Origin of the sequence: Collimonas silvisoli (assembly GCF_018305005.1) — a bacterium.
Lineage (GTDB): Bacteria > Pseudomonadota > Gammaproteobacteria > Burkholderiales > Burkholderiaceae_D > Collimonas > Collimonas silvisoli.
On the sequence record NZ_JAGQEG010000049.1, the window covers coordinates 1 to 15264 of the forward strand.

The 15264-nt window shown below is 57.5% G+C and carries 16 protein-coding genes; 6 read left to right on the forward strand and 10 right to left on the reverse strand.

Features of this window, described 5'->3' with window-relative positions; translation table 11 throughout:
- Positions 1 to 38: 38 nt before the first annotated feature.
- The 4 genes from leuD to KHU33_RS14440 form a co-directional block, all read right to left on the reverse strand.
- On the reverse strand, positions 39 to 686 hold the full coding sequence (gene leuD, locus KHU33_RS14425) for a 3-isopropylmalate dehydratase small subunit (RefSeq protein WP_211464067.1): 648 nt from the start codon (positions 684 to 686) through the stop codon (positions 39 to 41).
- Between the two features lie 40 nt (positions 687 to 726).
- Entirely contained in the window at positions 727 to 849 is a 123-nt protein-coding gene (locus tag KHU33_RS14430) for an entericidin A/B family lipoprotein (RefSeq protein ID WP_092431761.1), read from the reverse strand.
- Positions 850 to 868: 19 nt separating this feature from the next.
- Positions 869 to 2269: a 3-isopropylmalate dehydratase large subunit gene (gene leuC, locus KHU33_RS14435; RefSeq protein WP_211464069.1), complete on the reverse strand. Its 1401-nt coding sequence runs from the start codon at positions 2267 to 2269 to the stop codon at positions 869 to 871.
- Between the two features lie 180 nt (positions 2270 to 2449).
- Complete coding sequence (locus tag KHU33_RS14440) at positions 2450 to 3334, reverse strand: DMT family transporter (protein WP_211464071.1); 885 nt, start codon at positions 3332 to 3334, stop codon at positions 2450 to 2452.
- 705 nt (positions 3335 to 4039) lie between these two features.
- Between KHU33_RS14440 and KHU33_RS14445 the strand changes: the two genes are divergently transcribed.
- A complete protein-coding gene (locus KHU33_RS14445; protein WP_211464073.1) occupies positions 4040 to 4648 on the forward strand; it encodes a hypothetical protein in 609 nt (202 codons plus the stop codon).
- Positions 4649 to 4729: 81 nt separating this feature from the next.
- On the opposite strand, the gene KHU33_RS26415 is transcribed toward KHU33_RS14445, so the two are convergent.
- Positions 4730 to 5053 (reverse strand): hypothetical protein, encoded by a 324-nt coding sequence (locus KHU33_RS26415; protein ID WP_230414276.1) that lies wholly within the window; start codon positions 5051 to 5053, stop codon positions 4730 to 4732.
- A gap of 211 nt (positions 5054 to 5264) precedes the next feature.
- Between KHU33_RS26415 and KHU33_RS26420 the strand changes: the two genes are divergently transcribed.
- The 4 genes from KHU33_RS26420 (at position 5265) to KHU33_RS14465 (ending at position 8937) form a co-directional block, all read left to right on the forward strand.
- Positions 5265 to 5687 carry a hypothetical protein gene (locus tag KHU33_RS26420; RefSeq protein WP_230414277.1) on the forward strand — a complete coding sequence of 141 codons (423 nt, stop codon included), beginning with the start codon at positions 5265 to 5267 and terminating at the stop codon, positions 5685 to 5687.
- A 21-nt stretch (positions 5688 to 5708) separates the two neighbouring features.
- Complete coding sequence (locus tag KHU33_RS14455; protein ID WP_211464075.1) at positions 5709 to 6002, forward strand: transposase; 294 nt, start codon at positions 5709 to 5711, stop codon at positions 6000 to 6002.
- Positions 6003 to 6314: 312 nt separating this feature from the next.
- Positions 6315 to 7337, forward strand: a complete 1023-nt coding sequence (locus KHU33_RS14460) for a GlxA family transcriptional regulator (protein ID WP_211464076.1) — start codon at positions 6315 to 6317, stop codon at positions 7335 to 7337.
- A gap of 34 nt (positions 7338 to 7371) precedes the next feature.
- Entirely contained in the window at positions 7372 to 8937 is a 1566-nt protein-coding gene (locus tag KHU33_RS14465) for a sensor domain-containing diguanylate cyclase (RefSeq protein WP_211464079.1), read from the forward strand.
- 12 nt (positions 8938 to 8949) lie between these two features.
- Here KHU33_RS14465 and KHU33_RS14470 read toward each other — a convergent pair whose 3' ends face one another.
- Together KHU33_RS14470 and KHU33_RS14475 are read right to left on the reverse strand one after the other, a co-directional pair.
- Complete coding sequence (locus KHU33_RS14470; RefSeq protein ID WP_211464081.1) at positions 8950 to 9144, reverse strand: hypothetical protein; 195 nt, start codon at positions 9142 to 9144, stop codon at positions 8950 to 8952.
- Positions 9145 to 9276: 132 nt separating this feature from the next.
- Positions 9277 to 10656 (reverse strand): collagen-like triple helix repeat-containing protein, encoded by a 1380-nt coding sequence (locus tag KHU33_RS14475; protein ID WP_211464083.1) that lies wholly within the window; start codon positions 10654 to 10656, stop codon positions 9277 to 9279.
- Positions 10657 to 11194: 538 nt separating this feature from the next.
- Between KHU33_RS14475 and KHU33_RS14480 the strand changes: the two genes are divergently transcribed.
- Complete coding sequence (locus KHU33_RS14480) at positions 11195 to 11938, forward strand: LysM peptidoglycan-binding domain-containing M23 family metallopeptidase (protein ID WP_230414273.1); 744 nt, start codon at positions 11195 to 11197, stop codon at positions 11936 to 11938.
- Positions 11939 to 12043: 105 nt separating this feature from the next.
- Here the strand turns inward: KHU33_RS14480 and KHU33_RS14485 are convergent, their stop codons facing one another.
- The 3 genes from KHU33_RS14485 to KHU33_RS14495 form a co-directional block, all read right to left on the reverse strand.
- On the reverse strand, positions 12044 to 13267 hold the full coding sequence (locus KHU33_RS14485; RefSeq protein WP_211464087.1) for a DUF3443 domain-containing protein: 1224 nt from the start codon (positions 13265 to 13267) through the stop codon (positions 12044 to 12046).
- A 12-nt stretch (positions 13268 to 13279) separates the two neighbouring features.
- Positions 13280 to 13744 (reverse strand): DUF2844 domain-containing protein, encoded by a 465-nt coding sequence (locus tag KHU33_RS14490; protein ID WP_211464089.1) that lies wholly within the window; start codon positions 13742 to 13744, stop codon positions 13280 to 13282.
- Between the two features lie 156 nt (positions 13745 to 13900).
- The gene (locus tag KHU33_RS14495; RefSeq protein WP_211464090.1) at positions 13901 to 15259 is read right to left on the reverse strand and encodes a TAXI family TRAP transporter solute-binding subunit; all 1359 of its coding nucleotides are present in this window, start codon (positions 15257 to 15259) and stop codon (positions 13901 to 13903) included.
- Positions 15260 to 15264 lie beyond the last annotated feature (5 nt).

Below are 15264 nucleotides of genomic sequence, written 5' to 3' on the forward strand. Positions count from 1 at the left end.
TTGAATGATTCAAAAAATATCCGTGGCCGACAAGCTTCTTAAATGGTGTTGCTCAACCAAGGCTGCGCAAACAGATGGCGCTCTTCGAATTCGCGGATCTTGTCGGACTGGCGCAAGGTCAGGCCGACGTCGTCGAGACCGTTCAGCAGGCAGTATTTGCGGAATTCGCCCACTTCGAACGGAAAAGCCAGGCTGCCGTTGGCCGTGCTGACCAATTGCTTTTCCAGATCGATCACCAGGCGATAGCCCGGGAACGCCTTGACTTCATCGAACAGGCGGTCGATCTGCGCCTCGGGCAGGACCAGCGGCAACAAGCCGTTCTTGAAGCAGTTATTGAAGAAAATATCGGCAAAACTGGGTGCGATGATGGCGCGGAAACCGTATTGATCCAGCGCCCACGGCGCATGCTCGCGCGACGAACCGCAACCGAAATTCTTGCGGGTCAGCAGAATCGACGCGCCCTGATAGCGTTGCTGATTGAGGACGAACTCCGGGTTGAGCGGGCGGCGCGAATTGTCCATGCCTGGCTCGCCATGATCCAGGTAACGCCATTCGTCAAACAGATTCGGACCGAAACCGGTGCGCTGGATCGATTTCAGGAACTGCTTGGGGATAATCGCATCGGTATCGACATTGGCGCGGTCCAGCGGCGCCACCAAACCATCCAGTACGGTAAATTTATTCATTTCTTCATTCCAATCTGCCATCCCCGCTTGCGCGAGGTGATCACTTGCCTTGAATTTTCTCGCCGACGTGTTCCACATCTTTACCAAAGCCGTGGAAAGTATTGCAAGCGCTCAGCGCATAGACGCTGGCCAGCAAAACGCATAGGGTGACTATTTTTTTCATCTTTGTCCTTCGAAATTAGTTATAGCGAACGAATATCAACAAAATGGCCTGCAATGCCAGCCGCTGCCGCCATCGCAGGGCTGACCAGGTGGGTGCGGCCGCCGGCGCCTTGGCGGCCTTCGAAATTGCGGTTCGAGGTGGAGGCGCAACGTTCGCCCGGTTCGAGCCGGTCGGCATTCATGGCCAGACACATAGAGCAGCCCGGCTCGCGCCATTCGAAGCCGGCGTCCTTGAAAATCCTGTCCAGACCCTCGCGCTCGGCTTGTTCCTTGACCAGTCCGGAGCCCGGCACCACCATCGCCAGCTTGACGTTGGAAGCACGGAACTTGCCGCGCACCACTGCCGCCGCCGCCCGCAAATCTTCAATCCGCGAATTGGTGCAGGAACCGATGAACACCTTGTCGATACGGATATCTTCCATCGCGGTATTCGGTTTCAGCGCCATATAGGCCAACGCTTTTTCCATGCCGTCGCGCTTGGTGGCGTCTTTTTCCTTGTCCGGATCAGGCACGCGGCCATCGATCGCCACCACCATTTCAGGCGAGGTGCCCCAAGTCACCTGCGGTTTGATCTCGGCGGCGTTGAGTGTCACCACCATGTCGAACTTGGCGCCTGGATCGGAATGCAAGGTGCGCCAGTAAGCCACGGCGCGTTCCCAATGCGGCCCGGCCGGCGAGAACGGCCGGCCCTTGACATAGTTCAGCGTAGTATCGTCGACCGCGATCATGCCGGCGCGGGCGCCGGCTTCAATCGCCATATTGCATACCGTCATGCGGCCTTCCATCGACAAGGCGCGAATCGCCGAACCGGCGAATTCGATTGCATAACCGGTGCCGCCGGCGGTGCCGATGCGGCCGATCACGGCCAGCACGATGTCCTTGGCGGTAACGCCGTCAGGAATCGCACCGTCGACTTGCACCAGCATCGATTTCGATTTCTTGGTCAGCAAGGGTTGGGTAGCCAGCACATGTTCGACTTCGGAAGTGCCGATGCCATGCGCCAGGCAGCCGAAAGCGCCATGGGTCGAGGTGTGGGAATCGCCGCAGACCACAGTCATGCCCGGCAAGGTTGCGCCCTGCTCGGGCCCGATCACATGGACGATGCCTTGACGATGGTCGTTCATGCCGAAATAAGTCAGGCCATAGGTCTTGGCGTTGGCGTCCAGGGTTTCCACCTGCAAACGCGAGACCGGATCGGCAATGCCGTTGGCGCGGCCGGTGGTCGGCACGTTATGGTCGGCCACCATCAGGTTGGCCGGCAGCCGCCATGGCTTGCGGCCGGCCAGCTTCAGGCCTTCGAAAGCCTGAGGGCTGGTAACCTCATGCAAAAGATGTCGATCAATATACAGAATCGCCGTGCCATCCTGCTCGGTATGGACGACGTGGGATTCCCAAAGTTTATCGTAGAGCGTTTTAAGCATGATCCGGGGCAGCTTCGAGACTGCGCAAAACAGTGAATTTAGCTCTTGATTATGCCATAGAAGCAGGCAACTAATGCTGCTTGACGCCGCGAAAACGACACACTAGCGACTGACATGTTGCATATATTCACTTATAGCGCCGCCCCCAACGGCGCAGAGACCAGAGTTTACTTGAGCACTTTACTTCGCTACTTTACTACCCAGATAGCCGGACAGATCGAGCTTGCCGGTCGCCAAAGCCGTCCCAAGCAACACGATCAGGCAACCGATCAGCATGGGCGCAGTGACTTCTTCTTTCAGAAAAATCGCCCCCCAGATCACCCCGAAGATAGGAATCAGGAAGGTCACGGAGGCGGCGTACGCCGAGCCCACATGCTCTAGCAAACGATAGAAAATCGCGTAGGCGATGCCGGTACAAACCACCCCTAACGCCAGCACCGAATACCACGCCGTGGCAGAAACAGGTGCGGCGGGCCAATACCATATTGCCAGCGGCAACAGCACCAGGGTTGCCGCCAGCTGGCTACCGCAGGCGACAACAAAAGGCGGCACGCCTGCCAGCCGCGTTTTCGAGTAATTGATGGCAAAACCGTAGGACAGCGTGGCCAGCAATACCGCGCCTATCGCCAGCCACACGCTGGACACGCCGGCGCCGATCTTGTCCGACACCAACGTAATCACGCCCACCAAACCGACCAGCATGCCGATAATTTGCGGCCGGCTCATTGGCGTTTTCAGCCAGATGAAAGCAATCAGGCCGGTCCACAGCGGCACGGTGGCGTTCAGGATTGCATCGAAACCGGCGCTGAGATACAAGGTCGAGTAGGCGAACAGTGAAAACGGCAAGGCCGAATTCGTGACGCCGACAATCAGCATCGGCCACGCCTTGCTACGCAAATGGCTGCGGGCTGCGGCGGAACGCAGTACCGGCAACAGCACCAGCGCCGCTATCCCCACCCGTAAGGCAATCAGCGGCACCGGGCCGAATTCCGGGGTGCCGACGCGCATGAAAAGAAACGACGCGCCCCAGATGGCGGCAAGCAAAAAAAGTTCGGCAATATTCATAATTGTTTTTTTTCGATTTGGATGAACATCAAACATCAGGACATCTGTTTGCATCCGGCAATATATCCGATAACGACGAGAGACGTAGACCAAGTTTCTTTTTTCATGCAAGCCATCCTGTCTCCATCTCGTGGAGGACCGCCAATCGGCGACCGCCCACTAAAACCCATGAGACTTTTTTTTGCCTGCTTGTCAAAAACGGACAACAAGTATTATCAACGAATTAGCAACGAAATTTCCGCGCATCGCTACTCTTGAAGATGTGCGTGGAGGCGCCACGAATGCAATGTGTTCTTAAGCATTTTTTGTTAGCGCTCACATGCGGTTGTGATCAAAAAAATATCCACATCCGCCATTCCAGCTGTCCGAACCTGACAAGGTTTTGTCGTAAGCATTCGATTTTGCAATCCTATTATCAGATCAGCGCAAAAGCATTGGTTCGACGAGCCTGGCGCTGATCGGCTCCATTTTCCCGCTCTCTCTCCGGTCACGCTTTGCCTTGTCGAAAAAAGACATTTCCGTTTTGGTTCAGTGAGGCACTCGCAGCGCTTGTTGCCGCATAAGAAGCTCGCTCCAATCAAGCGAACATCTTCTGCCCGACGCGTTGCCGATATGACCCTCACATGTGGTAACGCTTGTCTATGGCTAGGGGCGCATAGACGGGACACTCTAGTGAATGATGCCCCGCTCCAAGGAGAATCAGAAATGAAAAAGCAAATTATTGCTGCATCCGTAGTTTCACTGTTCGCCGTCTCTGCATTCGCTCATGAATCTTCAGGATCAGGTTCCGGTTCCGGTTCCGGTTCAAGTACAACTGCCGTCACAACCATCACCACCAGCGTCGCAACTGCGGTGTCGATTGGCGGCGCAGGCGGCGCAGGTGGATCTGCAACGGCGGGCGGCGCTATAGGCGGATCGGCTACGGGGGGCACAGCCACTGGCGGCAATGCAAGCCAAACCATCACTGGGGGCACAGCCACCAGCGGCAACAACTGGACCGGCGCCGGCGGCGGCTCGGCAACTGGCGGTGCAACTGCCGCTGGCGCAACGACTGGCGGCGGCGCCGGTGGCGGCAGCGGCATAACCAGCGCTACCGGCGGCACACAAGCCTATAACGGCAATGCGGTTGCGGGTGGCGGAACCAACTACACCCATACCGGCAACTCGGACGCATCGATTGCCGCCAGCAATACCGGCGGCTCAGCCGGGAACTTTGTGTTCGCCGGCAGCGCCTCCTCTGGTAATGCAACTGCTGGCAACGGTGGCAACGGCGGCACTGCCGTATCGAAGGCAGGCGCAGGTAATCAATATTAATAACAACAATCAGCGGCTCGGCTACCGATGAATTGCGGGATGGGAAAAGAAATTTTTCCCTCTCGTTTGTCAAACCAATCACTACGATGGAGAAGCCATGAAACGCAAACTTATAGGTATCCTGGTAGCCTCGGCCTTTACATTGCCAGCTCTTGCACAGACCACGCCTACAACCACTTCCACATCTACCGCAACCGCGGTTGGCGGCGCCGGCGGCGTCGGCGGTTCGGCGTCAGGCGGTACTGCGTCAGGCGGTACGGCTTCGAACACGATATCGGGCACATATGGCGCGTCGGCCACCAATGGCGGCAGCGCAACCGGCGGCTCTGGGACCGGCGGCAATTCGACGGTGAGCGTGTCGGTTTCCTTGCCGATCTTACCGGCGTCCGGAGGCACTGGAGGCACTGGAGGCACTGGAGGCACTGGAGGCTCTGGAGGCTCTGGAGGCTCTGGAGGCTCTGGGGGCTCTGGGGGCTCTGGAACTTCTGGAACCGGAGCAGGCGGCACTGCAAGCGGAACTGGAACCGGATCCGGCAGCGCTGCGGGCGATCCAGGCAGCAGTCCCAACAACACCAAAACCACGGTTGACTATGGCGGCAGCTATTCCGTCAAGACCGTGCCGAATATTGTCGCGCCATCGTTGACCACGACCTTGTCTGACACCTGCATGGGTTCGGCATCGTTCGGCCTGTCCTTCACGGGCTTCGGCGCAACCGGCGGCAGCACCATGGTCGATCAAGCTTGCGTACGCAGGCTCGATTCCAGAGAATTCCGCGCGATGGGTTTAAATGACGTTGCACTCGCCTTGCTGTGCCAAAGTGAAGCCAACCGGAAAGCGGTTGAGTCGACCGGACGCTCCTGCCCTGGCATGGAGAGGGCCGCAGGACCTGCCGCTCCGGCTGCACCCGCGGCAGCGTCAACCGGCATCATCGGCCAAAACAGTGTCGGCAACATCGGCGATCAGTACAAGGATCCCGTAATACGCGCCCGACTCGGCCTGGACAAATTGCCAGATCTATCGGCATTAAAAGATCACTAAAAAGAGACGCGAGGGGATGCCATGAAACGCACGCCATTCTCAAGCGACCAAATTGCTGCCGCTCTCAAACAAGAGGAGCTTGGCATGCCGTTGGCCGATGTGATCAGGCAAGCTGGAATTACCGAGCGCACCTTCCTCAACTGGAAGAGGCAATACGGCGGCCTGCAAGGTTATCCGCAAGACATGAAGTGCCTGCTAGAAGAAAACGCCAAGCTGAAACAGATTGTGGCTGAATTGACGCTGGAAAATTCTCGCTTGCAAGACGCACTGGACGACAAGAGGGGTATGCATGAGCACTACGGTTCCTCTAATTGAATGAATGCAAGCAACTGGCTTGGGGGAGACAACTCCGCGCGCCATATTGCTTGAGTTCAGGTGGGTAAAAAACGGTTTCCGATTTCATTAAATGCTTGATGGAAATTAACATTAGTGCACAGGAGAAATTTCATCACGAGATTTTTTGTTACCGTAAAAAATCTTATGTTGATACGTCACAGAACCAACTATATTTAACAATCATTCGCTGGACAAAATCTTATTTTGTAGCAGAATGGGAAATAGTAATTTACCAATAAAAAATTGCGTTCCAGCAATGCACAAAGGTAGATTGCTCTCGGGGAGAATCACATGGATATCGAGTGCACAAAGACACTTGAGGTGATAGACGACGGCTGCTCAACCAGGCACATAGGGATCATCGTTTTTGAAGGGGTCGTACTGGCTGACGTGGTGGGCGCAGCAGATGTTTTCGGCATCGGCGACAAGCTGATTTCGACGGTGTTCCCAGGCGCCACGCGTTACGCCGTCTCGATTCTTTCCATCTCCGGCGGCATGATCATGTCGTCCGCCTCGGTGCAGATCATGACCGCGCCGCTAGCATCTTTCGACAAACATCAGTTCGACACACTGCTCGTTGCCAGCGGCACTGGAAATTTCGACGCCTACCGAAATCCCGATCTGATCGCCTGGCTACAGCAAATGCGTAGCAGCGTACGCCGTATCGCCGCGATCTGCACCGGCGTGTTCGTGATCGGCGCCGCCGGCTTTCTGAATCATCGCCGCGCCACCACGCATTGGGCGCTGCAGGACAAGCTGGCGCGTGAATTCCCGCTGATTAAAATTGACCGCGAAGCGTTGATCAGCGAAGACGACGGCATTTTCACGTCTTGCGACGTCGGCATGGCCGCCGATCTGGCGCTGCGCTTGCTGGAAAACGATCTCGGCCCGGCGGTTGCGCAGCGTGTAGCGCAAAGCCTGGTGGTATGCCAGCGCAGGCGCGATACGCCTTCGCTCAAACCAGCCTCGCCAGCCAGCGCTCCCGCCAAGAGCAGCAAGATCCACAGAGCCTCGCTCTGGTTTGTCGAGCATCTTGCGGACTCCGTGAGCGTGGTCGACGCCGCCAATTTTGTTTCCATGAGCGAGCGTAATTTTGTGCGGCAGTTCAAGCGTGAAACCGGCCAGACGCCGCATGATTTCCTGCTGAACCTGCGCCTGGAAGCGGTGCGCCAGCAATTGACCGAGACCGATCTGCCGGTAGACAAGATAGCGCGCCGCTGCGGCTTATTCAGCGGCGAGCATGTCGCTAAATTGTTCCGCAAGCATATGTGGACCTCTCCGACCGAATATCGCAAGGGCATAAGGCCAAACTGAAGAATGGACCAGTGCGTTATTGTCTGGAGAGACGATGAACATTCCCATCGCGATTGCGCATCCGCCGGCGCATTTCAAACTTAAGGCGCTGCCGATCACCTTTCTTGCGATCATTTTCGTGGCGCTGGTTTGCGTCTCGTTGATGACAGTCGAAGTGTGGCGCAGCTGGAATGCACGTGACATCGAATTGCGCGATACCGAAATTGCGACATCCAATCTGGCGCGCGCCTTGTCGCAGCATGCCGACGACACGATAAAGGAAGCCGACACCGTCCTGGTAGGCGTGATTGAACGCCTCGAAGTGGAAGGTACCGGCGGCGCCTCGCTGGAGCGCCTGCATAAACTATTGATCCAGCATATCGCCGAACTGCCGCAACTCAATGACCTGTCGATTTACGATGAAAGCGGCAACTGGCTGGTCAACGCCCGCAGCGGCCCGATCCCGGTCGTCAACAACTCCGATCGCCAATACTTCCAATATCATCGCAGCCATTCTGGACGCGGACCATATATCGGGCCGCCGATACGCAGCCGATCCACCGGCGCATGGGTAGTCACCGTATCCAGGCGCTTCAACCATCCTGACGGCAGTTTCGCCGGCCTGGCTTTGGGCACCATCAACATCGACTATTTCAAGACCTATTACGAAAGCTTCGATATCGGCCGCCTCGGCTCCATTTTTCTGAGCCTGAATGACGGCACCATGCTGGTAAGACGGCCGATGATGGACGATACGATCGGCAAGAATTTGTCTAACAACCCTATCTATCGCGATTACGCATCAAGGAGCGCTGCCGGTACTGCCGTCATGAAGGCCGGCCAGGATGGCGTGGAACGGCTGATCGCCTATCGCCATCTGGAAAAATATCCGCTGTTCGTCACCGTCGCCCGCTCAAAGGACGAGGTATTGGCCGACTGGCGCGCCGACACTTATTTGCACCTGTTCGGCGCCATGCTGCTGACGCTGGCCCTGGGCCTGCTCGGCTGGCGCCTGATTCATCAGATTCAACTGCGCTTGCTGGCAGAGACCGATCTGCTGCGGGTCCAGGAATCGCTGAAAACCCTCAACCGGCATCTGGAGCAGCTTGCCTTGCAAGACAGCTTGACCGGCATCGCCAACCGCCGCCAGTTCGACAGCGCGCTGCGCGACGAATTCAGCCGCGCCATGCGCACCGCGAATTCACTGGCGCTGGTGATGATCGATGTCGATTACTTCAAACAATACAATGATTTTTACGGACATCTGGCCGGAGACGAATGCCTGCGGCAGATCAGCAAAGTCGTAGAAGCCAGTAAAAACCGTCCGGGCGACCTGGCCGCGCGTTACGGCGGCGAAGAGATGGCAGTCTTGCTGCCCGACACCAATCTGGCCGGCGCCATCGCCGTGGCAGAAAAGATTCGTCTCGCCATCTACAATCTGCAGATCGAACATCCCAATGGCCCGGCCGGTGTAGTGACGATCAGCGCCGGTGTCGACGCCTTCGTCCCGGTCAGGGATGGGAATATTCCTTTTGATCTGATCCAGGCAGCAGACAAGGCACTGTACGCTGCGAAATCAGCCGGTCGTAATCGTGTTTGCTCCAGTGCCGATCTGCATTAGACGGGTGTCATTTCAAATCCTGCCGCGGCGTCCGCGTTCATACACCAGCGAGCCAACGGCTATCAGGCGAAACAATTCCTGCTCGGTCAGCTTGTACGACAGCGCAGCAATCTCACGTGCCAGCATGCCTATCAGCAGATCATTTCCCGGGACCTGTGCTTGTGGGCTGGCGCAAGCGATCAGATCGACTATTTGTTCGGCTCTCATGATCCCACCTCAGGTAGTTTTGATACAAGACTTCAGCCCTTGCCTTCCTGCGCCACTTGATTCGCCAATCTTGAAATAAGGGAGCCTGGCGTACTGCCAGCGCTTCCCTGGAGCAAGCTGGCAACGCAATTATTATTTCTTAACTCCCCCCAACAATCCGCCAAGCAAACCTGACACTGGCGCCAATGGAGTGCTGGTGGTTCCTGTTGTGCCCTTGCCTCCGGTCAGGCCAGCCACCAGATTGGTGACCGGAGCCAAAGGACTGGCGGTCGAGCCGCTTGCGCCGCCAACCGCACCAGTCAAGCCAGCGACCAGATTAGTGACCGGAGCCAGTGGGCTGCTACCGGAACCCGTTGCACCGCCGACGGCGCCGGTCACACCACTCAGTACGCCAGTTACCGGAGCCAACGGACTGCCGCCGGCAGCGCCGCCCAATCCGCCGGCCACACCGGTAAGCACGTTATTCAAAGGCTGCAGCAAACCGCCGGTCTTGTTGCCGAGCAGAGGCTGACCGGTACCAACCAAGGCGTTCGTGCCAAGGCCAGCCACCGTACCGCCGGCATTACTCGTTACTGGACCCAGGCTGCTGACCCCAGGTACTTTGGCGCCAGTCAGCGCGCCCCCAACAGTGTTGACGCCGCCGCCCACCGCCGCCAGCAAGGTATTCACGGGCTGGTTGAGGCCGGTTGCGTTGCCGACGGTCTGTGTCAAGGTGGTCACCGTGCTGGTCAGCGGCACAATCGCCTGACTGACGGTCTGGGTGATCTGTTGCACCGGACCACTAGTCAAGGCGCCGGTCAACGGCGCCCCCAATCCGGAGACTGCAGTACCGACCTGGGTTAGCAAACCGCCTGCCGGCGTGGTCACGGCTGCCAATGGCGCCAGCGGTCCGCTTCCCAATCCAGCCACCAGTTGCCCGGCGCTCTGTAGCGTGTTCCCCGTTTGCGTGACAACGCCGCCTGTACTGCCGAGAGTTGTGCCGAGCGCATTCTGGTTAGTGCCGAGCTGACCCAGGCCGTTGCCGATGCCGGCGCCGACGGTGGAAACAATGCCGGCGCCGTTATCAACCACGCCGCCCAAACCGGTTTTTGCCTGCGTCGGCAACAGCGGTACGTTATTGATGACAGTATTGCCTATCGTATCCAACGCAGCAGCTGTGTCGGATACGGAGCCACCGACCCGAGAAAGAAATTTACCCGAAGCGCCGCCTGTACCACCTGTGCCACCTGTTCCGCCATCTCCGCCGCCTGTGCCACCACTTCCACCGCCCGTACCACCGCTTCCGCCGCCAGTGCCGGCACTTCCGTCAGAACCCCCGCCGCTGCCCGAGCCGGTTCCGCCGCCATCACCGCCTCCCGCACCAGTGCCGCCTGCAGCGCCCTGACTTGCTCCCGCTACCGATGTCGAGCCGAGCGATTTACCCAGACTCCCGCCGCCGCTGGCGCAGCCGGCGAGCATACTGGTCAATAACAACGACGCGACAATCAAGCTACCCTTTTGCGATGTATTCATGGTGCATTTCCTCTTATTGAAAGTTCGAAGCAGTTGTTCCTGCTTGTCTATTTCGCAAAGAACATGCCACCAGGAAAATCTCTAAGCAAAGGAAAAAGTCACACCACGACTTTCTATTCCAGAAAGCAATAAATCCTTATAAATCAATGACTAAGAAATTTCTCACACTAGCCTGAGCGACTCGCGAAGCAAAGTGCCGGGTTGCAATTGATACGTTACATGTAACGTAACAAGGGCTTCGGGACAGGAACAATTAATTGCTCTATCGACATCAAAAGATAGGCACTCTCAACGGCCCGGCGTCGGGAGACAATCTGACATGGAGGGATCAGGGCTGCGACCGGCATTTACCCCGTCGTCATAATTGAGATATTCTCAAGCCTCTAGAAAAAACAGCAACAAATGCAGGTTTCACTGTGTAGTGAATGCAGAGCACGCAACTAGTTAAGCCAAACAAGGTCAGAAGACGCGCACTGGCCCGAAGGCGCCGGTGATTATTTAACTAAAGTGAGATCGATTGATCAGAGGAACGCCATTGTTGGTCCAGAATACCGCAGCATCCAGCTCGAAAAAACAAAACGGAATCAAGCATTGCGGCCTTGCGTTGATCCTGCTGGCCACTCTCGCCGCCTGCAGCACGCCGTCCGGCCCTGACTCCAATCCCGCACAGCCGAGCGGACCCGGCTATTACACGGTGCAAAAAGGCGACACCTTATCCAGCATCGCGCGCAAATTCCGGCGCAGCAATAGCGACATCATCGCCTGGAACAAGTTGTCGGACCCAAATGACATCAAGGTCGATCAGGTATTGCGGGTCTTGCCTCAGGGCGCCCGCAGCGCCAGTGCAGCCAGCAGCAAAACCACGCCGCGCAGCGTTGACAGTGCAGATACGGCGGCGGCAGCCGGCGACGAAAAAGATCCGGTCGACTGGACTTGGCCGGCAAGCGGCCAATCCAGCGGCGGCGTCGGTCAAGGGAAAAAAGGCTTAGACATTTTCGGCCAGCTCGGACAGCCGGTGCTGGCCGCCGCCGCCGGCAAGGTCATGTACTCCGGCAGCGGCATACGCGGCTACGGCAATCTTGTCATCATCAAACATAGCAGCAAACTGCTATCGGTCTACGCCCACAACAAAACCATCGTCGTCAAAGAGGGGCAAATGGTCCGCAAGGGTCAGCAAATAGCCGAGATGGGCAAGTCCGACAGCAACGCGGTCAAACTGTATTTCGAAATCCGGCGCCAGGGAAAACCTGTAGATCCGTCGCTTTTTTTACCGAGCCGTTAAGTTGAACAATGAGTTGAATAACAAGTTGGGCAATAAGTCAGGCAAGAAAAAGGGCGCATCGCTGCGCCCTTCGGATCATTCACAGCCAAGCCCCTCAACGACCGTTCAATAGGCTACGTATGGCCCTGTCGTGCCGCCAGCCGAGACGCCCTCAAGCGCGGTATAGACCGAACGGCCAAGGAAGAATGGCAGCCCCCAATCGAAAAACGAAGAGAAAGCCGCGCCGCCGGCCAGATTGTTGAACGCCGTATTATTCGGGTTGGACTGGAACAGGGAATCCGCATTGACCACATTGAAGTTGACGCTGCCGCTGCGCCCGTTCAAGCCGGTATTCGTCACACTCCGGCTCAGCGTGGCCAAAGGACAATAAAAGCCCTTGCTCCTGGTGCAGTTGGGGATAGTCGAATCGGCAAAGAACAATCCATTCGAACCGCTGTCAAAAAAAGCCTGCATGACCTGCCCCTGATACAAGGCGCTCAGATTGCCCGCACTATTCAAGGTATAGACGCTGGCGCTGCCAAGTGCATTATTGGTTTGCGTGCCGATGCCGAAAATCAGCGACCCGGTGACACCCGCTGCGCCATTGTCGCCGACTGCCGGCAGCTGTATCACAGTGCCGTTGTTATCCTGCGCGAAAGCCGCTACCGGATTACCCACCTGCTTGGCTGACGCCAGCGTGGTAGCACTGCAACTCGCACCTGGACAAGTGTAGTACCACCCTTCCAGCGCCTGGCTGGCGCAGGCGGCGCCGCAATCCTGGAGAAAGGAACTGATGCCCAGCAAGCCGTTGGCATGGAACGCCGCCACCGTGTTTTCCGCAACCAGGCTGCCGGAACAACCGGTAGGCACTGACGGAAAAACGTTATCGCCGATGATGTGTACCGAGATGCCGCTGGCAACTTCGCCGGCGATACGCAAATCAGCCTGTTTCACCGAACCCCAGCTATAACCGTCGGCAAAGCGCGCGCATTCGGCCAAGGGATTGCCGCTGGCGTTAGTCACCGCAGGCAGCGTCATATTGCCGGCCAGGACTGACGAGATGATGCGCAAGCCGCTCGATCCGGTATCGACCAGGATGTGGTCGATGGTCTGGCATTGGGCCGTGCTGCCGGGCTGGCAGACGGTGAGCGTGACATAGGGCGAGTTGATTGAGCCGGAGGCAGCCGAGGGGCCGCTATCGATGACTATGGCCTGGACATTCTGGACCGGTTGCGGCGTCGGGGTTGGGGTCGGACTGCTGCCAGAACCGCCGCCACCGCCGCAGGCGAGCAAGAGCAGACTGCTGAGCAGGCATAGCAGATACATCGAAAAGCGCGTGGTCATCCGCATGGTCGTCTCCACTCAGCGAATATTGTCAGGGGTCACGCCTTGCGGCAACAAGGCAGGCACATAAGCGCTGCCGGCGAAGGAGCGCATATGGCCGCCGGAATGCAATACCAGTTGATCCGACTGAATTGCTACCGCACGCCGGCCCGCATGCGGCTCACTGGCTGCGCTCACATATTGATCGGCATAACTGCCCAGCAATTGCTGCAGATTCGGCATGCTCGGTCCTTGCCAGCTGACGGCAAACACCACGTTATCCGGCCCTATGTATTCACGCACCGTGGTGCCCGAGGGCTCTACCACTTCACTGACCGAATAGCCGTTGTAGTTGGTCACGCGAGCGCTGACCTTGGCGCTCGCGCTATCGGCCTGGGCCTGGGCCACGCCGGCGGCCGGACCGACAGCCGCGCCGAGCGCCGCAAACGCCGGCACGGATTGCGCAAACAGCAATCCGCACATCACAGAAACAGGGAATCTCATGGCTCACCTCTGCTCGATTAACAAATATCAGAGAAATCATAACCGATGCTGCACAGCAATTTGCAAAGATGTTTTAACATCCACATCTGTCATTGCCATTCGTAATGTGCTAGATATTCGCGGCACCTGCAATGCGTAAACCTACCCCCAGGATTGTCAGCTGCGATTAAGCAGGCGGCTGCGCACGAAACCGATATGTTCCCGCAATACATAAAACTGATCGGCAAAAGCCAGCGGCATTTTCATCCGGTTGACCGCTTCTTCAATATGATCCAGGCGCTTCAGCAGCTGCGCCTGCTGTTCCGGGGTATCGGTGTCGATGACGGCTGCGCGCTCCAGTGCGATCAAGGTGCCGTACCAGCGATAGATGCGTGACTTGATGCGCCAGCCGTAAAGCAGCGGCACCAGGCGGAAGCCCGGAATCAGCAGCAAGATGATCGGCAGCAGCACCACCATGGTCCGGTCCACCAGGCTGGCCAGCCAGAACGGCAAGGTGCGGTAGAAGAAACCCTTGCCCGATTTATAGTAGCGCGTGGCATCGTCGCTGATACGGTATTCATGCGCCAGCGGCGCCGGAAACTCGCCGGCGCGCTGCAGTACATTGGCGTCGCTATGCACTTCCTTGGCAGCTTCAATCAGCAAATCGGAGAGTGCCGGATGCAGGTCTTCGCGGGCGATCAGTTCGGCTGTCGGGGCAATCAGGCGGATATCGCGGCTGGGAATATTTTTCCCCAGATCGAATACTCCCTTCGGAATATTCAACTGGTTCAGATAGCTGAAACGGCGGGCGTAGGCGGCCGCTTGCGCAAAATCGAGCAGATGGATGCCAGGCGTGCGCAACAGCTTGCCCATGGTCGGCGGCGAGGCGGAATCGCCCATCAGGAAAGCGGCGTCGATCTTGCCGTCGGTCAGCGCTAGCGCAGCTTCGTCGCCGGCCATATCGAGCAGCTCAGTCTTGCCGTCGGCTTCGATGCCATTCGCTTTCAACAACGTCAGCGCCAACACCCGCGAACCGCTGCCTGGCACGCCGATAGACACGCGCTTTCCGTTCAACTCGGACAAGCGGTCTACCTTGTCACGGCCTCGGTAAAACACCGACACCGGCACATAGGAAACACTGCCCAGCGACACCAGATGATCAATCGGCAGCTCCCCCGCCACCCCGCCCTGGACAAAACCGACATCGATCCCTGAATGCGGATCGCTCAGTTTCTTCAGATTGTCCAGCGATCCTTCGGAAGTCACGACTTTCAGCTTGATGCCGTTACGCGCCAAAATCTTCTTGTATTTTTCGGCCGTGTTCCAGAAATTGCTGTGCTCGGGACCGGTGATCATGGTGATGGTATTCGGCGGCGCGGGATGGATGAACCAGATCGCCAGCCAGATGGCCACCACCGCCAGCAAGGCGATCGGGCCGAAGCTGATGGCTAGGTCGCGCCACGAAATCGCGACGAATCGCATCTTGATATTTTTTGCAGATTGTTTCAGTTCGGACGGATTGAGTGGGGTTGCCATGAGAA